24 protein-coding genes are annotated in these 20,413 nt (G+C 69.2%); 14 read left to right on the forward strand and 10 right to left on the reverse strand.

Going from position 1 to position 20,413, the window contains the following annotated elements; translation table 11 throughout:
* Positions 1 to 17 precede the first annotated feature (17 nt).
* Entirely contained in the window at positions 18 to 263 is a 246-nt protein-coding gene (locus ACFXIV_RS39125; protein ID WP_379401400.1) for a CsbD family protein, read from the reverse strand.
* Positions 264 to 552: 289 nt separating this feature from the next.
* Between ACFXIV_RS39125 and ACFXIV_RS39130 the strand changes: the two genes are divergently transcribed.
* The 3 genes from ACFXIV_RS39130 to ACFXIV_RS39140 are packed head-to-tail and all read left to right on the forward strand — an operon-like array spanning position 553 to position 2,132.
* Entirely contained in the window at positions 553 to 1,110 is a 558-nt protein-coding gene (locus ACFXIV_RS39130; RefSeq protein WP_379401399.1) for a hypothetical protein, read from the forward strand.
* The gene (locus ACFXIV_RS39135; RefSeq protein ID WP_379401398.1) at positions 1,107 to 1,361 is read left to right on the forward strand and encodes a BON domain-containing protein; all 255 of its coding nucleotides are present in this window, start codon (positions 1,107 to 1,109) and stop codon (positions 1,359 to 1,361) included. The genes ACFXIV_RS39130 and ACFXIV_RS39135 overlap by 4 nt, the downstream gene beginning before the upstream one ends.
* Before the next feature lie 21 nt (positions 1,362 to 1,382).
* Entirely contained in the window at positions 1,383 to 2,132 is a 750-nt protein-coding gene (locus tag ACFXIV_RS39140; RefSeq protein ID WP_379401397.1) for a metallophosphoesterase, read from the forward strand.
* A 361-nt stretch (positions 2,133 to 2,493) separates the two neighbouring features.
* Here ACFXIV_RS39140 and ACFXIV_RS39145 read toward each other — a convergent pair whose 3' ends face one another.
* Together ACFXIV_RS39145 and ACFXIV_RS39150 are read right to left on the reverse strand one after the other, a co-directional pair.
* Positions 2,494 to 3,021, reverse strand: a complete 528-nt coding sequence (locus tag ACFXIV_RS39145) for an ATP-binding protein (RefSeq protein WP_379401396.1) — start codon at positions 3,019 to 3,021, stop codon at positions 2,494 to 2,496.
* Between the two features lie 153 nt (positions 3,022 to 3,174).
* Complete coding sequence (locus tag ACFXIV_RS39150; protein WP_379401395.1) at positions 3,175 to 3,579, reverse strand: STAS domain-containing protein; 405 nt, start codon at positions 3,577 to 3,579, stop codon at positions 3,175 to 3,177.
* A gap of 257 nt (positions 3,580 to 3,836) precedes the next feature.
* Here ACFXIV_RS39150 and ACFXIV_RS39155 point away from each other — a divergent pair, with 257 nt between their 5' ends.
* On the forward strand, positions 3,837 to 4,001 hold the full coding sequence (locus ACFXIV_RS39155) for a hypothetical protein (protein ID WP_379401394.1): 165 nt from the start codon (positions 3,837 to 3,839) through the stop codon (positions 3,999 to 4,001).
* Positions 4,002 to 4,093: 92 nt separating this feature from the next.
* Positions 4,094 to 4,636 carry a hypothetical protein gene (locus ACFXIV_RS39160; protein WP_379401393.1) on the forward strand — a complete coding sequence of 181 codons (543 nt, stop codon included), beginning with the start codon at positions 4,094 to 4,096 and terminating at the stop codon, positions 4,634 to 4,636.
* Between the two features lie 174 nt (positions 4,637 to 4,810).
* On the opposite strand, the gene ACFXIV_RS39165 is transcribed toward ACFXIV_RS39160, so the two are convergent.
* Positions 4,811 to 5,731, reverse strand: a complete 921-nt coding sequence (locus ACFXIV_RS39165) for a LysR family transcriptional regulator (protein ID WP_379421413.1) — start codon at positions 5,729 to 5,731, stop codon at positions 4,811 to 4,813.
* Between the two features lie 85 nt (positions 5,732 to 5,816).
* On the opposite strand from ACFXIV_RS39165, the gene ACFXIV_RS39170 reads away from it, so the two are divergent.
* From ACFXIV_RS39170 to ACFXIV_RS39190, 5 genes are all read left to right on the forward strand, one after another.
* The gene (locus ACFXIV_RS39170) at positions 5,817 to 6,329 is read left to right on the forward strand and encodes a hypothetical protein (protein WP_379401392.1); all 513 of its coding nucleotides are present in this window, start codon (positions 5,817 to 5,819) and stop codon (positions 6,327 to 6,329) included.
* Positions 6,330 to 6,618: 289 nt separating this feature from the next.
* The gene (locus ACFXIV_RS39175; RefSeq protein ID WP_379401391.1) at positions 6,619 to 7,116 is read left to right on the forward strand and encodes a response regulator transcription factor; all 498 of its coding nucleotides are present in this window, start codon (positions 6,619 to 6,621) and stop codon (positions 7,114 to 7,116) included.
* A 356-nt stretch (positions 7,117 to 7,472) separates the two neighbouring features.
* Positions 7,473 to 8,252 carry a M50 family metallopeptidase gene (locus ACFXIV_RS39180; protein ID WP_379401390.1) on the forward strand — a complete coding sequence of 260 codons (780 nt, stop codon included), beginning with the start codon at positions 7,473 to 7,475 and terminating at the stop codon, positions 8,250 to 8,252.
* Between the two features lie 169 nt (positions 8,253 to 8,421).
* Complete coding sequence (locus ACFXIV_RS39185; protein WP_379401389.1) at positions 8,422 to 9,231, forward strand: SAM-dependent methyltransferase; 810 nt, start codon at positions 8,422 to 8,424, stop codon at positions 9,229 to 9,231.
* 34 nt (positions 9,232 to 9,265) lie between these two features.
* On the forward strand, positions 9,266 to 10,552 hold the full coding sequence (locus ACFXIV_RS39190) for a diguanylate cyclase domain-containing protein (RefSeq protein ID WP_379401388.1): 1,287 nt from the start codon (positions 9,266 to 9,268) through the stop codon (positions 10,550 to 10,552).
* On the opposite strand, the gene ACFXIV_RS39195 is transcribed toward ACFXIV_RS39190, so the two are convergent.
* A complete protein-coding gene (locus ACFXIV_RS39195) occupies positions 10,545 to 11,336 on the reverse strand; it encodes a 3-oxo-5-alpha-steroid 4-dehydrogenase (RefSeq protein WP_364616770.1) in 792 nt (263 codons plus the stop codon). The two genes, ACFXIV_RS39190 and ACFXIV_RS39195, sit on opposite strands and share 8 nt — an antisense overlap.
* A 124-nt stretch (positions 11,337 to 11,460) precedes the next feature.
* Here ACFXIV_RS39195 and ACFXIV_RS39200 point away from each other — a divergent pair, with 124 nt between their 5' ends.
* Positions 11,461 to 12,465 carry a hypothetical protein gene (locus ACFXIV_RS39200; protein ID WP_379401387.1) on the forward strand — a complete coding sequence of 335 codons (1,005 nt, stop codon included), beginning with the start codon at positions 11,461 to 11,463 and terminating at the stop codon, positions 12,463 to 12,465.
* 35 nt (positions 12,466 to 12,500) lie between these two features.
* Here ACFXIV_RS39200 and ACFXIV_RS39205 read toward each other — a convergent pair whose 3' ends face one another.
* A complete protein-coding gene (locus tag ACFXIV_RS39205; RefSeq protein ID WP_379401386.1) occupies positions 12,501 to 13,919 on the reverse strand; it encodes a cytochrome P450 in 1,419 nt (472 codons plus the stop codon).
* Positions 13,920 to 13,989: 70 nt separating this feature from the next.
* Between ACFXIV_RS39205 and ACFXIV_RS39210 the strand changes: the two genes are divergently transcribed.
* Positions 13,990 to 14,637, forward strand: a complete 648-nt coding sequence (locus ACFXIV_RS39210; RefSeq protein ID WP_379401385.1) for a TetR/AcrR family transcriptional regulator — start codon at positions 13,990 to 13,992, stop codon at positions 14,635 to 14,637.
* 15 nt (positions 14,638 to 14,652) lie between these two features.
* On the opposite strand, the gene ACFXIV_RS39215 is transcribed toward ACFXIV_RS39210, so the two are convergent.
* Positions 14,653 to 15,963, reverse strand: coding sequence for a phytoene desaturase family protein (locus ACFXIV_RS39215; protein ID WP_379401384.1), 1,311 nt, complete (start codon positions 15,961 to 15,963; stop codon positions 14,653 to 14,655).
* A gap of 21 nt (positions 15,964 to 15,984) precedes the next feature.
* On the reverse strand, positions 15,985 to 16,848 hold the full coding sequence (locus tag ACFXIV_RS39220) for an SDR family oxidoreductase (protein WP_379401383.1): 864 nt from the start codon (positions 16,846 to 16,848) through the stop codon (positions 15,985 to 15,987).
* 114 nt (positions 16,849 to 16,962) lie between these two features.
* Between ACFXIV_RS39220 and ACFXIV_RS39225 the strand changes: the two genes are divergently transcribed.
* Positions 16,963 to 17,958, forward strand: coding sequence for a 1-aminocyclopropane-1-carboxylate deaminase/D-cysteine desulfhydrase (locus tag ACFXIV_RS39225; RefSeq protein WP_379401382.1), 996 nt, complete (start codon positions 16,963 to 16,965; stop codon positions 17,956 to 17,958).
* Positions 17,959 to 17,982: 24 nt separating this feature from the next.
* Here ACFXIV_RS39225 and ACFXIV_RS39230 read toward each other — a convergent pair whose 3' ends face one another.
* Positions 17,983 to 18,774, reverse strand: coding sequence for an SDR family oxidoreductase (locus tag ACFXIV_RS39230; protein ID WP_379401381.1), 792 nt, complete (start codon positions 18,772 to 18,774; stop codon positions 17,983 to 17,985).
* Positions 18,775 to 18,899: 125 nt separating this feature from the next.
* Here ACFXIV_RS39230 and ACFXIV_RS39235 point away from each other — a divergent pair, with 125 nt between their 5' ends.
* On the forward strand, positions 18,900 to 19,775 hold the full coding sequence (locus ACFXIV_RS39235; RefSeq protein WP_379401380.1) for an NAD-dependent protein deacetylase: 876 nt from the start codon (positions 18,900 to 18,902) through the stop codon (positions 19,773 to 19,775).
* Here ACFXIV_RS39235 and ACFXIV_RS39240 read toward each other — a convergent pair.
* Positions 19,772 to 20,368, reverse strand: a complete 597-nt coding sequence (locus tag ACFXIV_RS39240) for a TetR family transcriptional regulator (protein ID WP_379401379.1) — start codon at positions 20,366 to 20,368, stop codon at positions 19,772 to 19,774. The two genes, ACFXIV_RS39235 and ACFXIV_RS39240, sit on opposite strands and share 4 nt — an antisense overlap.
* Between the last annotated feature and the right edge of the window lie 45 nt (positions 20,369 to 20,413).

A 20,413-nucleotide genomic window follows, 5' to 3' on the forward strand; every position in this document is an offset into this window, starting at 1 on the left:
GGATCGGCCACGATCCGTCACCGATTCTGCTGCGCCCGCTGACGCGCTTCCTGGGCCTGGGCCAGGGCACGGTCCTTCTCGGCCTGGGCCTCCCGCTTGGCGGCGTCGCGTTGGGCTTGGGCCTTGTCCTGCTGAGCGCGGCCCTCCTCGCGCAGCCCCTCGTTGCCGAAGACCTTGCCCACGGCCTCCTTGGCCGCGCCCTTGACGCCCTCGACCACGCCTTCGACGCCTTCCCGGGCTCCGCTCTTCTCGTGCTCGGACATGGGATGTACCTCCGTCTGTCTGATTGCAGGGACATTCGGGACCTACCCGAGGGTTCCGAGCCGAAACGGGCTGTCGGCCACATTGTTTCGAGTCCAGGGGACAGGGCAATCGATGGTCGGGCCGTCCGGGGCCGGTCGCTACTGTGCGAGCCCGTATGGCGCGACGGGGGGGTGATCGGCGTGCTGACTGCGGCGAACGGTGCAACGGCTTCGGCCCGACCGACCGCACCGCCGAGGAATCGGCGGTCGAGCAGTGATTGATCGAGGCCGCAGTGGGTATCGCGCCACTATGGCGACCTCCGTCGACAAATTGCTGCACTCCCTGACCAGGGCGGTGAACACGCTCGCGCAGACCGATATCCGATTCGCGGTGGCCGGTGGCTGCGCGGCGTACGCCCGCGGCGGTCCGGCATCCGAACACGATGTGGACCTGTTCATCAAGCCCGCCGATGTCTCGCGGGCCCGCAGCGCCCTGGTCGCGGGCGGTTTGCGCGTCGCCGACGCCCCGGAGGACTGGCTCACCAAGGCATACGACGGGGACGTCCTGATCGACCTGATCTACCGCCCCAGCGATCGCGAGGTCACCGACGAGATGTTGGATCGCGCCGAGGTCATGCGCGTCGGGTCCGCGGTGGCGCCGGTCATCAGCGGCACCGATCTGATGATCGACAAGATGCTGGTGTTCGACGCGCACCGGCTGGATCTGGCGCCGCTGCTCCGGATCGCCCGGGACCTGCGTGAGCAGGTCGACTGGACCGAGGTGCGCATACAGACCCGGCACTCGCCCTACGCCCGCGCATTCCTCGGCCTGCTGGCCGACCTCGAGGTGATCGGAGTGCCGTCATGAGCGAATTCCCGCAATATGACACGGCGCACGTGCATCGAGCGCTGGCCGAGGATCCCCGGACCTCCGAACTCGGCGTCCAGGTGCGGCTCCAGGCCGGCATCGTGGTGCTGACCGGCGCGGTGGCCACCGAGGAGCGCCGACGGCAGGTGGAACTCGTTGTACGCGAACAACTTCCCGAATCCCGAATCCGCAACGAGGTCCGCGTGACCCCGCCGAGGACGCCCGGGACCATCGAAACGCTCGGGACCTGACCCGGGAAAGGACAGTGGCACATGCGGATAGCGGCCGTTGGCGATGTACACATTGGCACCGATTCCCAGGGCCTGTACCGTCCCGCGCTCGAGGACCTGCACCGGCACGCGGATGTCCTGCTCCTCGCCGGGGATCTGACGAAGTGCGGCACCGTGGCCGAGGCCCAGGTCGCCGCGCGCGAGTTCTCCGGGCTCGGCATCCCGGTTGCGGCGGTACTCGGCAACCACGATTATCACGGGGATGCGGCGGAGGAGGTCGCCGCCGTCCTCGCGGATGCCGGAATCGTGGTGCTCGAGGGCACGGGCGTCGCTTTCAGCGTCGACGGGACAGTGCTCGGCATCGCCGGTACGAAAGGCTTCGGCGGCGGCTTCGCGGGCCGGTGCGCGAGCGTCTTCGGCGAACCCCTGATGCGGGAATTCGCCTCGCACACCGTTGATCTCGCCAACGCACTGCACACGGCGCTGAGTGCGCTCGACACCGATATCCGCATCGCCCTGACCCACTACTCACCCATCGAGGCCACCCTCGCCGGCGAGCCCCGCGAGATCTATCCCTTCCTCGGTTCCTACCTGCTCGGTGAGGCCATGGACACGGCCGGCGCCGACCTCGCCCTGCACGGCCACGCCCACGCGGGCACCGAGCACGGCGAGACGCCCGGTGGGATACCGGTCCGCAATGTGGCCCAGCCCGTGCTGGGCACCGCGTACGCGGTCTACGAGCTCCATCCGGCCCCGCCTGTGCCCGCCACCCGCTCCCGCGCATCCAGCTGACCCCAACGCCCAGCCCCGAGGAAGGGCCGCGCGGCAGCGAACCACGCGACCCGAGTGCCACAGCCCGGTCTGCGCGGGATCGGGGATACCGGACCGTGGCGTCCCGTGGTCGGGCCGGGACGGCGTGGGTGATGCGCCGCCAGATCCGTTGCCGGGCGAGCAGTTCCGCGAAGACGTCCGCGAACCGATCGGGTGTGTCACGCCCGCAGTCCGCCGCCGGCGAAGGCCGTCGTGCCGATCACCGCCATCCCCCGCGCTGAAACTGTTGTCGGTCGGCGCGCTGGACTGCCCGGCTGACCCCCTTCGTCATCCGAGATCATCGAATCGTGACGCTGGGACACCGAACGAATTCCTGCCCCGGTTACCCCGGGAGAGTGTCCCCACGGAGCCGGGTGAGCTCCACGACGACCGGGTACCCGCACTGCACCACGTCGAATTCCGCACTGCTCACCGCGATCGAATCGGTCAGTGTTTCCACGAAATGCCAGCCGAAGCTGTGCTCGATCAATCCGGCATCGCTCCCGGTCACCGCGCCCACGCGCACCCGGACCCGCTGTTCGTCGAACCGGAATTCGCACTCGATCGAGGCGGCCGGCACGGCGGCCGCGATCAACGTCGTCGCCACCTCGTCCAGTGCGACCCGTACATCGGTCACCACGTCGATCGTGAAATCGGCTGTGAGCATAATGGTTTCGGCGAGCGCGCGCAGCATCGCCAGTTGCCCGGCGTCGGCCGGGATCCGCAGCGCCACCGGACCGGTCGGCGCGGGCGACTCCAGCGCCGCGGAGTCGATGAACCGGTGCGCCTTACCATTGTTCTGCTGGTCGGTGAATACCGGGCTCGGCGCTCGGCCGTCGCCGATCCCGTCACCCTGTGGCGATTCACTCATCGGTCACCACCCAATCGAATCAATCCCGTTTTGCGATCGGTCCCCGTTTTCGTTCATCGCGTACCCCGCGAAGCGGTCGGGAAACCGCCGGAACTCATCGATCGGGTATTCGCTCGTGCACGCTCCACAGCAGGCCCGCGCCGGATGCGCCGATCAGCTGCTCGACGGGTCCGGCTCGCGATGGACCAGGGTCCGTACCCCGGTCACGTCGAGTACTCGTTCGACGGCGGGCGGCGCGTTCGGTACGAGAATGCCGACACCACGCCGAGTAGCGCGCTGAACGGCATCGAGGAGCACGACCGCATTGCGCACGCTCAGAAATCGCGTATGCCGCAGATCCACGATCACCGTGGGCGGCGCGGCATCGACGGCGACGGACAGCGCGGTCCGGAACGCGGGCAACCCGTTCATGTCGAGTTCGCCCGTGACCGCGATGATGAGGCAATCGGTGGATCCGGTCCCAGCGGTCCGCCGTCCGTTCCCATTGGGCGTGCAGCGCGAGCGGCGGCCGGGCATCTCATTCGCAATATGGCTATGTGCGAGGGACACCGTTGACATGACATACCTCCCAGCAGGGAGTGGCCGATCCGCCTCGACGACAGACTCCGGGCTCCGGTCGTATCGACGACACGCTCGAACTGTGAGAAGGCGTGCGGGATCGGGATCGGCTGGAGTCTCAACCTGCACTCAGTGTGCCACCTGACCGCCGGGGCGGCTACTCCGAGCCCGGTTTCGCCACGTCCCCTCCGGGTATCGCGGCATCGAATGGACATAAGAAGCCGACGGCACCCCTCCCCTGACCGAAAGGCGCGATCATGCCCAAGGAATGGACCGGCAAAGAGGAACGTCAGTACGAACACATCCGGGGTCCCAGGGGGCTCACCCGGGACCAGCTCTACAACGAGGCCGAGCAGCGTAATATCAAGGGCCGCTCCAGCATGTCCAAGACCCAGCTCGCGCATGCTCTCGGCCGCGATTGATCCATCGAGGCAGGAGGCGAACGACGATGCCGCGCTCGGCGTCGCTACCCATTCGGATCCACCGGACCGCTCCGTGGAGCCGCAATCGGCTGATGCGTTCCTCGGACCGTCTGCAGGCGGCCTGGCGGATGGTCGCCGTGCTCGTGGCCGTCGCATCCATTCCGCTGGCGGTCGTCGTGGGAATCTCCGCCGCCACCACCACCGGCGCGCACATCCGCGCCGAGAATGCCGCCAAAACCGCGGTGACGGCCACGGTCGTCTCCGATCCCCTGCGCATCGCGGTTCCGGTCGGCCAAGGGGTGGTGGCGTCCGGACCGCCCCAGGCCACCGTGGCGTGGAATATCCACGGCCGCAGCGATATCGCCGTGGTCGTCGTCCCGAACTCGGCGAAGCGGGGCAGCACCGTGACCCAGTGGCTGGACTCCTCGGGCCGGGCCACCACCGCGCCGCGGCCCACATCCGACGCGGTGGTCCAGGGCATCGACACCGCCGTCCTGACAGTGATCGCAACCTGCTGCGGCGCAACCGTTCTGGTCTGGTGTGCCGACCGCATCCTCCTGCACCGCCACCACGCCGCCTGGGCGCGCGAATGGCGAGACTTCGCCCCGGGGATCGGACACAACAAACCGTCCTGACACCGGCACTCCCGCGAGCCGACGCCGAGCCGATCGCACACGCCAGGCCAACGCCATGATCCTCGAAGCCCCCTGACCTTTCGGAGCTTCGGAGTCAGCCGGCCGCGCCTCGGAGGCGCAGTGCTGCAACGGGAATGCAGCCACCCGCACCGATACCCGTGCCACGGGCGGGCGTCAGCCCAGAGCCGCGGCGCGGAGGGCGGCAGCGAGACGGGCGGCCGGGTCGGGGATGGGTGTGGGCAGGCGTGCCAGCAGCAGTCGGCGGGTTTCGGTGGGGCCGCCCCGGACCGGGAGGGCCCGGACGCCGGCGGGCAGGGCCGAGCGCGCGGAGGCGGGGATGGTGGTGATCCCGGCGCCGGAGGCGACGAGCTGCAGTTTGGCGAGCCAGTCGTGAGCGGTGTGGACGATCTCGGGACGTTCGCCGAGCCCGGGCCAGACGCCCATGGCGTGCTCACCGTGCGAGCCCGCGATCCAGTGCCGGCCGTGCAGGTCGTGTACGTCGATGTAGTCGCCCCGCGCGAGCGGGTGGTCCGCCGGAACCGCCACCAGCAGTGGGCGTTCGGCGAGGACCTGCGTCAGCAGGGCGGGAGTCTCGCCGTCCAGCGGGCGGAACGGCGGCGCCGAGGACACCAGTGCGAGATCGATCGTGCCCGCGCGCAGCGCCCGGACCAGCGCGGGCGTGCGGCCCTCGCGGGTGATCACGGTGATCCCCGGATGCGTTCGCCGCAACTCGGCCAGCGCGTGCGGCACCAGCCAGGCCCCGGCCGTCGGGAACCAGCCCAGCCGCACGCTGGCCCGATCCTCCGGCAGTCCGGCCAATTCCCTTGCGGTGGCGTCCATCTGGTCGATCACCGCGGCCGCGCGCCGCGCCACCACCTGCCCGGCGGGCGTCAGCCGCACCCCGTCGTGGCGCCGCTGCAGCAGCGCGGTACCCGCCGCCCGCTCCAGCGCGGCGATCTGCCGCGATACCGCCGACTGGGTGTACCCGAGCGCGGTCGCCGCGGCGGTGAGCGTTCCGCGTTCGGCCACCTCCCGGAAAACGCGCAGCGCGGTCAGGGAAGCATCACCGAAGGCCATGACATTCACGCATACCACGTCTGACAGATTCTCGCTGGCCACATGCCCAGGCCCTTTCTAGCGTGGTTGGCATGAGCCGGATACGTACGATCGGAGGGTCCGAATGACAAGCCCCGCAATCGCTCTCGTCACGGGTGCCACCCAGGGCCTCGGGCTGGCGCTGGCCGAAGGGCTCGCGCAGCGGCTTAGCCCGGCGGACACCGTCTATCTCACCGGCCTGACCTCGCTCGACGAGGTGGATGCCCAGGTCGCCGCGTGGCGCGACGCCGTGGCCGACGGCAGTGCGCGCGGCGAGACCTGGCCCGGTTTCGTGAACATCCCGTCCAAGATCGGACAGGTGGCCGCGGTCCGTGCCCTCGCCGGCACCCGCCGCGACAGTGACCTCGCCCGCGACATCCTGATCGCCGCCGTGTGCCCGGGCATGATGAACACACCCACCTCGGCGCTGTGGTGGGATGTCACCCGCGCGCCCACTCCGGCGCAGGCCGCCGCACAGCTACTCGACCTCGCGGTGAAACCGGCCGAGCCCGAGCACTACGGGCAATTGATCCGCTATGGCAGCGTCGTGCCGTGGTCCCCCGGTGAGAGCGGACAATCCCGCCGATATCGGTCCTGAGCGGGCGATCCTCTTCGAGCCGTCACCATTGCACCTGATCACAAAGCCAACCGAGCAGTGAATTCAAAGTGGACGACAGATGAACGACCGCCGGTCGAGCCGGGAAGGCTTCAGCTATCATTTGGCAAATTCCTACATTTTCCTGGCATAACGGACCGGCAACGAGATAGCGTCGGGTTCCGTCGATTGCACAAAGGGCAAAGTCGGAACGAATTGCCCAAGTGGTGATGTTTCGCTCGACGGTTGACGGCATGGGTCGGGGGATCCCGCCGAGCGGAGGACCGCAATCATGAACAGAGTCCAGAAATCGACAACAACGGCACACGCGCGTTCACCACAGGGTGAGCGGGCCACCGCGCCGGCGAAGATCCTGGTGGTCGAGAGCAATCCAGCCGTCGCTGAAATCACGGTGCTGGTGCTCGCCGCGGCGGGCTACCACACCTTTCAGACCGCCAGCGGACGGCAGGCCCTGCGCACCCAGGATCGCCTGAAACCCGATGTGATCCTGCTGGACCGGGCGGTGCCCGATGTCGCGGCGGCCGAGCTGTGCCGCGAGCTGCGCGCGCGGACCACCGCGCCCATCATCGCGCTCAGCACCGACCACAATCCCGAATCCCTGGAAACGATCCTGGCCGCGGGTGCTTCGGAATGCCTGCTCCTGCCGGTGCACACCCGCGAACTGCTGGAATGCATCGCCTTCCGGCTGCGCGCCCAGCGGGCGCCGGGCGCCAGCGCCGACGCCAAGCACGAAACCACGCCGGATCCGAGGCCCCGCGCCGCGGCCTGAACCGCGGCCGGCGAAACCGACAGACCCCTGCCCGGCGATGCCGCCGGAGCAGGGGATGGGATTCCGGCGGCATCAACTATTCGGGGACCATGCCTCGGGATACCGACGAGACCCACCCGGGCAGTACCGGACGGGCACCCGGTGTCACTGCCGATAGGCAGAGTAGTCCCCAAAACGGCTGTGCGCGTTGATATCCGCCGTCCGGGACCTGACATCTTCGTGAACTGAATCCGCTTGTGCCCCTTCCGCTCCGCTCCGCCGCGGCCCGGCGGATCCGCACCGGTGCGCCGCCGGGCCGGCCGGCCGCCGGGCCGCGAGCTGTGGTCGCTCTCGGCCGGAGTCGATAGGGTGCGGCGGTGAATACAGCGGAATTCGTTCAGCGGGGCAGCACGGTCGTGGATCGGCTGTCCACCACACAGTCACCGCCGCCGTGGCAACTGGTGGTCGGGACCGGTGTGGTGGCGCTGCTGCTGGTGGCGTTCCGGCCGACGTGGCGGATTCTGCGCAATGCGGTGACCATCGCCCACGAGGGCGGGCACGCGTTCACGGCGCTGCTCACCGGGCGGCGGCTCAACGGCATCCGATTGCATTCGGACACTTCCGGACTCACGGTGTCGAGCGGGAAACCCTATGGACTCGGCATGATCCTGACGACGGCGGCCGGCTACCCCGCGCCCGCGCTGCTGGGTCTGGCCTACGCGGCACTGCTGGGCGCGCATCGCCTCACGCTCATGCTGTGGCTGACCATCGCGCTGCTGCTGGTGCTGCTGGTGAAGGTGCGCAACTGGTACGGCCTGCTGTCGATCCTGGTGACCGGCGGCGTGGTGTTCGCGGTGTCCTGGTTCGGCAGCGACACCACCCAGGCGGCGCTGGCGTATCTGGCGGCCTGGTTCCTGCTGCTGGCGGCGGTGCGGCCGGTGATCGAGCTGCAGCGCAATCGCGCACACGAGCCGAACTCCGACGCCGACCAGCTGGCCCACCTGACCCGGATCCCGGGCCTGCTGTGGGTGCTGGCCTTCGGCGCGATCGCGCTGTGCTCACTGGCCTTCGGCGCGCGGCTGCTGCTCGCGGATGTGACCGGGGTCTGCGTGCCCCCGCTCACCCACAGCACCTGCGCGGCGTCAACCGCCGCGTGAGCATTCTCCCACCTCAGGGCGAGAGTGGTATCGCTGCAAGGTTTCTGGTGAACGGGGACTAACATTCGCGTAACACCGTCCGGGTGATCCCGAACACCGGATTTGCCCGGATCTTGGCCCGCTTGCACCGCCGGCGGGGCTCGACCGCTGCGGCAAGGAGGGATTCGGGATGGAACGACCGGCATGGGCCCCGGAGGGCGTGGACATGACTCGGCCCAGCCCCGCGCGCATGTACGACGCGCTACTGGGCGGTTCGCACAACTTCGAGGTCGACCGGCAGGCCGCCGCGGCGGGCAAGTCGCTGGTCCCCGACCTGCCGCGGCTGGCGCTGAGCAATCGGGCCTTCCTGCGGCGCGCGGTGCGCTTCCTGGTGGATTCGGGTGTGCGGCAGTTCCTCGACATCGGTTCCGGCATTCCGACCGCGGGCAATGTGCACGAGGTGGCGCATGCCATCGATCCGGAGTGCCGGGTGCTCTACGTCGATATCGATCCGGTGGCCGTGGCCCATTCCCGCGCCATCCTGCGGGGCAATGACCGGGCCGCCGCCATCGAGGCCGACCTACGCGAGCCCGCGGCGCTGCTGGAGCAGGCGCGGGGCACCGGCATCATCGACTTCGACCAACCTGTCGGCATCCTTCTCATTGCGGTCCTGCACCTGATGAGCGACGACTACGCCCCCATCGACAAGGTCAACGCACTCCACGACGCCGTGCCCGTCGGCAGCTACGTCGCGATTTCGCATCTCACCTCGGCCACGCGCCCCGACGACGCGGCGAAGCTGGTGGAGAACTCGCACAATGTCAGCAAGATAGGACTGCAGTTCCGCAGCCGCGACGAGATCGCCGCGCTGTTCGGCAAGTGGGAGCCGGTCGAGCCCGGTGTGGTGGAATTGCCGCTGTGGCGGCCGGAATCCGACCGTGACCAGCATGAGGCGCCGGGCCGTTCGCTAGGACTGGCGGGTGTGGGCCGCAAGGCCTGAGTGGTTCGGACGAGTCAGGGGCAGGGGGTCACCGGTGGCAGCACACGAGTTGGCGGTCCGATGGGCCGACGCTCTCGATGGCGCGGTCGCGCCGACGCTCACCCGGGCCCAGGTGGAGGATCTGCTCGACGGTTTCGGTGACCGCCTGATCGCGGCCGTGCGCGGCACCGGGGACGTGTCGGTGGCGCGGGAGGCCGCGGTCGCCCTGGTGGCCGCCAACTACCGCGACCCGCTGGCCGTGCACCGCTCGGTGCTGGTGCTGTGCAAGGACCTGGTGACCGACGCCTGCCCCGACCCCGGCTGTGCGGACTACGGGCCGGTCCGCGATCGCGCCATCGAGCTGGCCGCGGAATTCGCCGCCGAATTCACCGCCGGGCTGCGCAATGTGGCGCTGGCCGAACAGGAGACGACACTCGGCGCCGCCCTCACCGCGGTCCAGGAGGCCGAGGCGCGCCGGCAGCTGTCGGAGGCGCGGTTCCAGGCCATCTTCGAGGGGGCGTCGGTGGGCATCGGCACCGTCGATGCCGCCACCGGCAAGGTGGTCGACGTCAACAACGCCTTCGCCGAGACCCTGGGCGTCCCCGCCGAGTCCATGCCCGGCCGTACCGTGGCCGACATTCTCGGCCCCGAGAACATCGGTGAGGCGTTCTCCCTGTTCCAGCGCCTGCTCTCCGGTGAGATCGACCGCTTCCGCTTCGAGACCCGGCACACCAAGCCGGACGGTACGCACACCACCATCGACCTGTCCATGACGGTGGTCCGCGACAGCGACGGTAAGCCGCGCTTCCTGATCGGCGTCACCGTCGACGTCACCGACCGCAAGCAGCTCGCCGATCAGCTCTGGTACGACGCCCACCACGATTCGCTCACCGGCCTGCCCAACCGCCTGCTGTTCTTCGACCGTCTCGCCGCGGCCACCGGCCAGGTCGGGGTCTGCTACCTGGATCTGGACGGCTTCAAGGAGATCAACGACCGCCGCGGCCACACCGCCGGCGACCGGGTGCTGTGCGAAGTGGGCCAGCGGCTGCGCCGGGCCCTGCCGCCGAACGGGGTGGCGGCGCGGCTGGGCGGTGACGAGTTCATCGTCCTGGTCGAAAACTGCTCAGGTCAGGACGAATTGGACACCGTCGCGGACGGCCTGCTGGCCGCGCTGCGCGATCCGTTCGACGTGGCGGGGCTGCTGGTGCAGGTGGGCGCGAGCATCGGCACCGCACTGGTGGACACCGACTCCACCGCCATCGACGAGCTCATGCACGCCGTGGACGTCGCCATGTACCGCGACAAGGCGCTGCGCCACGGCGCGCTCGGCGACCCTAGATGACGAACGGCACCAGCGCTTTTCGCTCCGCCGGGTAGTCCTCGAACTTCTCCCGGTACCAGGTGTGGGTGGCGAAGGCGCGCGGCACCAGATTGCCGAAGGTGATCAGGAAGATGACCACGCCGGGCAGCGCCCAGGTGAGAATGGCGAATCCGGCCCAGGCGACCAGTTCGCCGAGATAGGTGGGGCTGGTGACGAATCGGAATCCCAGACCGTACGGGATCTTGTATTCCGTTGCCCCCGGGTTGTTCTTGTCGCGGAGATTCCGGACGATCCCCTCCGAGCTCACCAGCAGCGCGAAACCGCAGAGGTAGACGATCAGCCCGATGATGAAGCGCGGGTCGGTCAGCCAGTCCGTGCCGTACTGCCCGAGATAATCGTGGCTGAAGAGCGCACCATTGAGGTAGCCGTGCAGCGCGGTCACGAACATGCCCATGCCGAGCACGGAAACATTGAAACTGCTGGTCTTGCCGGGCACTTGGCGAATGGAGAGGGGGAAGAACCAGCCGCGGTTGCCGTAGTGCAGAATCCAGATGGCCGCCAGCACCAGGGAAGTCGGCTCGAAGCGGCGCGGACCGCTGAGGTACGCGACGGCGAAGACCACGGTGGCCGGAATCTCCATCAACCACCAGCCGAGCTTCGGATTGAGATTGAGTCCGAGTTTGGCGGTGGCGAAGCGGCCGTAGGGGCTCTGCCCGAAGAGGCCGCCGATCAGCACGAAAGCTGCGAACGCGAAAGCGATCGTGAGCACGGTGTCGTAAACGGTATTGCCGGTGTACCAGTTCATTCGCGGTCCTTCAGGTGAAAAAACTAGAACAGGTTCTACCACAGTGCACAGCCTGGCCGGTACCCACCGGGGGGCGCGAAAGGTGGCCGGGGGGTAGTTTGGCGAGAACCCGGAGGGAGGCAAGGTGGGTTCGCAGGGATGGGATGTGCTGCTCGAATGGATGCCGTTTTTTCTCGAGGAGGACGAGGACGCCGACGAGTCCGGACTCGGATGGAATCCACGCTTCGTTCAGGTTCGTGACGAACTCACCGGCCGCCGTGTGCATTTCGCGCAGCAGGGCACCGAGATCGAGGTGCTGATCGCCGTCCCCGACGACGCCGCCGAGGCCGAAGCGCTGCTGACCGTGCTGCGCGCCCAGCCCGACGGCACCTGGGATCCGGTGCCACTGCCTTCGGAATCCGATGCCACCGCACCGGATCCGCAGTGGCGGGCCATGCAGCGGGTGCACCAGCAGCCGCGGCTGGCACGCGAATGGAGCACCGGATGGCAGCGCGGGGAGTCGGTCGATCATCGGCGCGGGGTGGCCGAATCCGTGGTGGCGGTGTTGCGCGACGGGCTCGACATGGACGGGGACCGGCTGCGTTTCGCCACCTGGAGCATGGACGCGCCCGGTAGCGGCAGCTACGGCCTGCCCGCCGACCGCCCCAGCGAGCGCGAGGCGCCGGTGGTGTGTTCGAACTGGGCCGACTTCGAGGACAGGCTGAGCTGGGCGCTGACCACGCTGCCGTGGGACGGGGTGATCAACCTCAGCACTCCGCACCCCGGACCGGACCCGTGCTTCGTCCAATTCCTGCACGGCAGGCAGCTTTTCAACGAGGCCAGCGGCTGGGATGTGGCCGGACTGGGCGCGGGCGAGTTCGACCGGCGCATGCGCGAGCTGGGCTGGAGTTTCGCCCCGCACAGCGTGCCCGGCGGGGCGGCGCTCATCTGGGAGGGGCCGCTGGCCAAGACCGGGTTCAATCCCAGCCTGGAGGGCGCGCCGCGGCGGACTGTGGCCACCTTCACCGAGGTGTTCACCGTCGGGCATCCGCAGGATCTGGTGTTCCGGGCGTTCCGCAACGGCCGCCGCCGCGATCCGGAATTGCGCTATCTGGATATCGAACTCGGGATTCCGCGCGACGTCCGGTGAGCCGCCATTCGGCGGTCGCCGGGGGCGGATGAGGTTCAGAGCCGGCGTAGGCGGATCGGCAGGCCGTCGGCTGGCGTCGGGCCGGTACCGGCGATCAGGGGCACCTGGTAGCCGTCCGGCACACTCCAGCGGTAGGTCAGCAGCATGCGGTGCATGGTGGCCTTGACGGTCATGCCGCCGAAGTACCGGCCTATGCACTTGTGCGCGCCGCCGCCGAAGGGCGGCCAGGCGAAGCGGTGCGACTTGTCCTCGGCGCGTGCGGGATCGAAGCGTTCCGGATCGAACACGTCCGGGTCGTGCCAGTACTCCTCGCTGCGCATCATCGAGTACGAGCCGACCATGACCAGCGCGCCCTTGGGGATGAAGTACCCGGCGATCTCGGTGTCCTCCAGCGCTTCTCGCACCATCTGACCGACCGGGGCGTACATGCGCAGGGTTTCGCGGAAGGCCATCTCCAGGGCGGGCAGCCGGTCCAGGTCGGCGTAGTCGAGGGTGGGTTTGCCCAGTGCCTCCGATTCCTCGCGCAGCCGCTGCTGCCATTCCGGGTGCCGGGCCAGCTCGTAGGCCAGCATGGAAATGGCCAGGGTGCTGGTGTCGTGGGCGGCCATCATGACGAAGATCATGTGGTCGACGATGTCGGCGTCGGTGAAGGATTCGCCGTCCTCGGTCTCGGCGTGGCAGAGGACGCTGAACAGGTCCTCGCCGTCGCCGGCGCGCTTGGCGGGCAGTTCCCGGCGGAAGTAGTCCTCGAGCAGCCGGCGGCCGCGCAGGCCCCGATTCCACACGCCGCCGGGCATATTGGTGCGGATGATGGCCTTGCCGCCGTGCACGGCGTCCTCGAAGGCCCGGGACAGGCGGGTGCCCTCGGGACCGAGTTCCGCGCCCGCGAAGACCACGGTGGCCTGTTCCAGCAGCATGCGCTTGACGTGGTCGTAGAGCGGGAAATCGGGGGCGGGCTGCCAGGAGTCGACGCCGCGCACGATGCGCGGGGTGGTGAGGTTGAGGTAGCCGATGAGCCGCGGGCGGGTGAAGGCCTGCTGCAGGATACGGCGGTGGTAGGCGTGATCGTCGAAGTCGCGCAGCAGGATTCCGCCGCGGAAGAACGGGCCGATGAGGAATTCCCAGCCCTGTTGCGCGGAGAGGACGTGCTTGCGGTCCAGCAGCACCTCCTCCACGGCGGCCGGACTGCCGATGCCCACCACCTGCCGCCCGAAGACGCCCATCCACTGCACAGGGCCGTAGCGGCGCATCCGGTCGCGGCCGAAGGTGAGGGGGTCGGCGAGGGTGCTCACCACGTGGCCGATGCCGGGCGGGCCGTAGTCACCCATCACCGGCTCGAGCCCGCTGCCCGGCGGCGGTGTCGCGAGTGCCCGCGGCACGCTGGGATAGCGCTCCAGCACCCCGGCGGCGCGGCACTGAATTCGATGGTTCACCACGGCTTTTCGCACAGCCATGCCTCAACGGTAGCGGAAACGATAGTTTCCGTAAACAGTCGTTTCCCGATTTCTGTGCCAAGCTGTCAGGGTGACGCGAGCTTTCAACGGGACCTATCGCGGCACCACGACCGACGAGCGTCGGGAGCAGCGCCGGCGACGGCTGCTGGACGCGGCCCTCGAGATCGTCGGCACGCAGGGGCTGCCCGCGCTCACCGTGCGCGGGGTGTGCGAGCAGGCGAAGGTGGGGCCGCGCTTCTTCTACGAATCCTTCACCGGTCTGGACGCGCTGGCCTCCGCGCTACTGGACGAGGTGCAGGGCGCGGCCCTCGAGCAGGCTCGCACGGCCATGACCGAGACCCCCGGCGGGCCCGAGGAGAAGCTGCGGGCCGGGGTGGCGGCGCTCATCATCACGGTGACCGACGATCCGCGCCGGGCGAACATCGCCTTCGCGCAGGCCTACGGCAGCGAGATGCTCATGCGCCGCCGCTTCGAGGGCATGCGCCGGGTGGCGCAGCTGCTCATCGAGCAGACGCGGGTGCTGCTCGACATCCCCGAGGGCGACGACACCGCCCTGACCGCACTGGCCCAGCTGATCACCGGCGGCGCGGCCGAGCTGATCCTGGTGTGGCTCGACGGCGGCCTGAAGGTGGAGCGGCCCGTGCTGATCGGGATCGTCGCGGATTACGTTGTGGCCATGGTGGACCGGCTCCCCGGAATCACCGAGAAGCTCGGCTGAGCGGGTCCGGCGAACTCAGGACCCGCGGCGTCCGATGCCGCTGGCGATGATCTCGTCGACGACGATCTTCGCGGTCTCGGTGCAGGCGGTGATGCCGCCGTTGGCGTACTCCTTGACCGCGTCGCCGACGTTCCAGAGATTCGCGATCGGGGTGTCGTGGGGTAGGTCGTAGCCGGCGACCGTGCGCTGGGGGGGCCAGTCGTCGCGGGTGACGGCGATGGACAGGATGCGGGCCGTGTCGAAGCCCGGGATCTCCTCGCGCAGATCCTGGAGCACGAGCGCGGTTTCGGCCTCGGAGTCGAAGTCGCCCACCGACGGCTTGGGCACCCCGGTGCCGACGTAGAGGTGCCAGCCCTCGGGGGCCATCTCCGGGCAGGTGGCGGTGAAGTTGGCGACGTAGCACAGCCGCCTGGTGCGGGCGAAGCTGAGCAGGCCGGGCGCGTCGATGAGCGGTTCCCGGCTGGCGAAGTTGACCGAAATCATGGCGCACGGCAGATCGCGTTGCAGCACCGAGCCGACATAGTCGGACGGAAAGTGTTCGGGGCCAACGAGATCCAGTGTGGCCGACGGCCCGATGTCGCTGACCGCGAAAGCGCAGGAGACATCGGAGGTTTCACCCTCGTGCCGGATGCGTGCCCCGACGACGCGATCGTCCTCGACGAGCAGCTGCTGCACCTCGCTGCCCAGACGCACCTGTCCCCCATTGCGTTCCACCACCTCCGCCAGGGCCTTCCAGATGCCGATGGTGCCCTCCGGGCAGAAGCCGAGCTTCTTGAACGCCGACGGGCGGGTGAAGTAGGTGAGGAACACGCGCGCGGGGAGCTCCTCCGAGCCGACGGCGAAGATCGAGCCGCACATATTGCGGAAGATGCCTTGCACCGCATCGTTTTTGGTGTACCGCCGCACCCAGTCGGCGGTGGACAGTTCCCGGTCGGGCAGCCCGCCGTCGGTGCGGGCCGCGCCGATTCCGGTGAGCAGCTTGGCCCCCTGGCGGGTCAGCTGGGAGATGAGCAGCCCCCAGCCGCCGCTGGTGACATCCACGTCACGGCCGTTGATGCGGTACAGGATCGGCGGATCCGCCGGGCGCACTTCGAATTTCGCGCCCACCTCCTCGAAGGTCCGTTCGGTGATGCCGCCGAGTTCGACGACCACCGCGCCGGTGTTGACGATGAAACCGTCGAGTTCGGTGGTGGAGGCTCGTCCGCCGATCCGGTCCAGGCGTTCGACCACCAGGGTGCGGTAGCCGTGGTGCGAGAGCCGGGCGGCCGCGCACAGCCCGCCCGCTCCGGCTCCGACAACCAGTGCGTCCCACGTGTTCTCGCTCATGGCGAGGCTCCTCGAGCAGGCTCAGCCCGCTGGGTTCACCCCGGGCCGAGCGTCGGACATATCGGTAATACGGCTCCAATTCTCCCGCACCTGGTCCACCGTGGGGACCTCACTGAAGAACACGGGCTGGTTGGCGAACAGCTGGGCGCGCTGCACCGAGCCGCCGCCGACCACCAGCACCATGCCGGAGTCGGTGCAGTCCTCGCTCATCAGGTGGCCGACGATGGGCGCGACCTGGGCCGGAGGCAGCTTCTCGAGCATCTCGGCCGAGGCGATGTCGGCGGTCATGCGGGTGGCGGCCATGGGCGCGACGGCATTGACGGTGATGTCGTACTTGCGGCCCTCGATGGCGAGGGTGTTCATCATGCCGACCAGGCCGAGTTTGGCTGCGCCGTAGTTGGCCTGGCCGAAGTTGCCGTACAGGCCCGAGGTGGAGGTGGCCATGACGACGCGGCCGAAACCCTGCTCGCGGAAGTGCGGCCAGGCGGCGTGGGTGACGTAGAACGAGCCGAACAGGTGTACGCGCTGCACGGCCTCGAAGGCCTCGGGGGTCATCTTCACGAAGCTCATGTCGCGCAGGATGCCCGCGTTGTTGACCACGCCGTGCACCGCACCGAAGCTGTCGATCGCGGTCTGGACCAGCGCCTTCGCCCCCTCCTCGGTGGCGACGCTGTCGTAGTTGGCGACCGCGGTGCCGCCGGCCGCGCGGATCTCCTCGACCACGGCGTCGGCCATGTTGTGCCCGGATCCGGAGCCGTCGCGCGCACCGCCGAGGTCGTTGACGACGACCAGCGCGCCCTCGCGGGCGAGCAACAATGCGTACTCCCGGCCCAGTCCGCCACCGGCTCCGGTGACAATGACGACGCGATCGGTTACACCAGGCATGAAATCTCCTTGCCGAAGTTAATGACAGTTCGGAACGTAGCAGGAGCGAATTCGGCGCCCGTGTGCTGCCCGCCACACTCGTCGAAAAACTGGACAGTCGATAGGGTTGGCGTGATGACCCCGCACCTGCACCGCCGCTACCCCGAGCTCCAGCGGACCCTGCCCCACGTGAGGCTGGGGACCGGCCCGACGCCGGTGCGGAGACTGGAGGCGCTCGACACGGCGGGCGCGGACATCTGGCTCAAGGACGACAGCGCTTTCGGTGACGGCGGCTGGGGCGGCAACAAGGTCCGCAAGCTGGAATGGCTGCTGCCCGACGCCCTGCGCCGGCGGCGGACCACCATCGTGACGGTGGGCGGACTGGGCACCAACTGGGGGCTGGCGACCGCGCTGTACGGACGCGAACACGGGCTGAAAACCGTTCTGGCGCTGGTAGATCAGCCGGTCGACGAGCATGTGCGGGCGCAACTCGAGCGATTGCGGGCCTCGGGAGCCGAGCTGCACTTCACCCACACCAAGGCGCGCACGATCCTGAGTGCTCCGTATCTGCTGGCCCGGCATTTCACCGGCCTGCGACCGCCCTACTTCCTGCCCGCGGGCGGGTCGTCGCCGGTGGGCGCGCTCGGATATGTGGAGGCCGCACTGGAATTGGCGGATCAGGTGCGCACCGGGGAGCTCCCGGAGCCGGGCCACATCGTGATCCCGGTCGGGTCGGGCGGGACGGCGGCGGGGCTGTCGCTCGGCTTGCGGCTGGCCGGATTGCGCACGCGGGTGGTGGGTGTGGTCGTGAACGACACGCTGCGCCTCGACGAACCGGCGCTCGCCAAGCTGGCGGGCCGTGCCGAGCGGCTGCTGCGGGCCCGCGGCGCGCGGTTACCCGAGAACCTGACCCCCACCGGCAATCTGGACATCGTCACCGATTACCTCGGTCCGGGATACGGCTATCCGATGCCGGAAGCAGCTACGGCACAGGCGCTTTCGGAGGACCGGGAGCACATGCGGCTGGAGCCGGTCTACACCGCGAAGGCCATGGCCGCGCTGCTGGACATGAACGCGCACGGCCGGTTCGACGGTCCGGTGGTGTACCTCAACACCAACGGACCGCGCTGACACCGGTTTCCGCATGTCGTCCGCTCACGCGGCCGCGAGCTTGGCGGCCAGGAATTCCTCCCAGGTCCGGCCGCCGACGGCGTGCTCCGGGGTGAGGTTGCCGCCCGCCGCGTAGGCGCGGGCCGCCTTGCCCGGGGCCTTCATGGTGAAGACCGGGCGGTGGCGGCCGGTGGCCTCGAGGTAGCTGCGCTCGAGTTCCTTCATGGTGTAGATGCGCGGGCCGCCGATCTCGTCGACCAGGCCCGCGGGCTCACCCAGGGTCAGTTCCACCAATCGCGCTGCCACCTCGGCGGTTTCGATGGGCTGGAAGCGGAAGTCGAAGACCGGCACCAGCGGCATCCTGCCCAGCGCCGAGACCATGGTGAAGAGCAGGTCGTGGAACTGGGTAGCGCGCAGGGTGGTCCACGGCAGGCCCGAATTCTCCACCACCAGTTCGGCTTCCCGCTTCGATGCCATGTAGGCCATGGTCTGGCGGTCGATGGCGCTCTCCACCGGGATCCGGTCCGCGCCGACCACCGAGATGTAGATCAGATGCGGGAACACGCCCGCGGCCTGGATGGCCTCGACCAGGGTGCGCGCCTTCTCACCGTCGCCCTTGGTGGTGCCCGCCAGATGCAGGACGGTATCGACGCCGGCGACCGCCTCGGCAATGCCCGCGCCGGTCTGCAGGTCGCCGGCCACGTACTCGATGCCGTCCTGCGCCGCCCGCGCGGTGCGGCTCAGCACGCGCAGGTGCACGCCGGCCTCCCGCAGCAGCGGGGTGACCAGGCTACCCAGGGTGCCGGTGCCGCCGGTGACCAGAACCGTCTTCGCCATGATGACCATCTCCTTCGTCTCGCGCCGCCGGTGGGGTGGCGTCCTGCCCAGGTGACGACGCAGGGCCGGCGGATGTGACACGACGTGACCGGCGGCACACGACGGAGGCGTCGTAGGCTGGCCGCATGCCCGATTCCGGTTCCGCGCGGCAGCGCGATCGCCTGCTGGACCTGGTCTCCGGGCGCCGGGTCGCGGTGCTCACCGGTGCGGGCATCTCCACCGACAGCGGCATCCCCGACTACCGCAGCCCCGGCGCACCGCCCCGGACGCCGATGACGTATCAGCAGTTCGTCGGCGATCCTGTTTTCCGCCAACGCTATTGGGCCCGCAATCATGTGGGCTGGCGGCGGATGGACGCGGCGCGGCCGAATCCGTCGCATCGCGCGCTGGCCCGCCTGGAACGGGCGGGCCTCGTCACCGGGTTGCTCACCCAGAACGTGGATCTGCTGCACACCAAGGCCGGTCATCGCCGGGTGATCGACCTGCACGGCGTCTACGCCCGGGTCCGCTGCCTCACCTGCGACGCGCTCACCTCCCGCATGGCATTGGCCGAGCGGCTCGAGGCCGCCAATCCCGGCTTCGCCGAATCGGTTCCCCTCGACGGTCTCGAGGTCGCGCCCGACGCCGACGCGGTCGTGGCCGATACCAGTTCATTCCGGATGGTCGACTGCCTGCACTGCGGCGGCCTCCTCAAACCGGACATCGTCTACTTCGGGGAGTCCGTCCCGAAGCCCCGCGTCGCCGCCGCCTTCGACCTGGTCGATGCTGCCGACGCCCTGCTGGTCGTCGGCTCCTCGCTGACGGTCATGTCGGGCCTGCGCTTCGCCCGCCGCACCGCCAAGTCGGGACGTCCGGTCGTCATCGTCAACCGCGGCCGCACCCGCGCCCACGATCTCGCCACTCTCACCCTCGACACCGGCTGCGCGCCGGTCCTCACCGCCCTCGCGGATGCGCTCGCGCCCGTCGAGGCCGGAGCCGAAAGAGAATTGGCGCGGCGCTAGTCCCGTACCTCGAGTCGGCGCACCAGGGTGACGAGGGCTGCCCGCAGGGCGTCGGGATTATCGGTGTCCGCGCCCAGGATCATCCGGACCACCTGCGGGGCGGCGAACCACCAGGCGGCCAGGGCCGCGACCGCGTACAGCAGGTAGCCGGGCGCGACGTCGCCGGGGAGGGTCCCGGCCCGCTGTGCGGCCGCCAGCGCGGCGACCTTGTCCGCGTAGTGCGAGGCGCGGACGGACGCGCCCGGCAGCTGACCGTCCTGCGGCTGCAGCCCTTCCCAGTACATGAGGCGCAGGAACTGCGGGTGGGTGCGGTGGAAGTCGAAGACGTGCCCGGCGTACTCGGCCAGGTCACCGGCCCTGTCGGCGGTCAGCGGGCTGGCGGCGGCGAGCTGCTCGAGCTGGTCGGTGAGCACGGCCTCGAACAGGCCGCGCTTGTCGCCGAAGTACTGGTAGATGCGTTCCTTGTTGATCCCGGCGCGGGCCGCGATGGCGTTCACCCGGGCGCCGTCGGGTCCGCGTTCGGCGAACTCGAGTACCGCCGCCTCGAGCAGCAGCCGTCTGGTCCTCTCGGTATCCCACGCCATGGCACCCATCCAACCATCTCCAACCACACGGTTGCGGTTGGGCCCGCAATCGTG

It is taken from the genome of Nocardia sp. NPDC059236 (genome assembly GCF_042754085.1).
In the GTDB taxonomy this organism is placed as follows: domain Bacteria; phylum Actinomycetota; class Actinomycetes; order Mycobacteriales; family Mycobacteriaceae; genus Nocardia.